This is a genomic window from Kitasatospora purpeofusca (assembly GCF_000718025.1).
Classification (GTDB): domain Bacteria; phylum Actinomycetota; class Actinomycetes; order Streptomycetales; family Streptomycetaceae; genus Kitasatospora; species Kitasatospora purpeofusca.
The window spans coordinates 1-279 of sequence record NZ_JODS01000120.1 but is presented as its reverse complement, the minus strand read 5'-3'; the positions used below and the strand labels follow the sequence as shown (position 1 = coordinate 279).

The window sequence follows — 279 nt, the reverse complement described above, 5'->3', positions numbered from 1 at the left end:
ACCGTCCCGGCCGTCGAGGCCTTCGCCGCCGCGATCAAGGGCGGCGACCTGGAGAAGGCCAAGTCCCTCTACGCGCCCTCGCGCACCGGCTGGGAGCGCACCGAGCCCGTCGCCGAGAGCTTCGGCGACGTCGACCCCAAGACCGACACCCGCGAGGACGGCCTGGAGCCCGGCCAGGAATGGACCGGCTGGCACAAGCTGGAGAAGTCCCTGTGGGCGGACGCGAAGATCGGTGACGAGGAGAAGAAGCTCGCCGACCAGCTGGTCGCCGACCTCAAG

General features: G+C 70.6%; 1 protein-coding gene. It reads left to right on the top strand.

Annotated features, from left to right (window positions below; translation table 11 throughout):
- Positions 1-279: EfeM/EfeO family lipoprotein (locus IF01_RS0141010; protein WP_030398703.1), on the top strand; the 279-nt coding region annotated here is incomplete at both ends.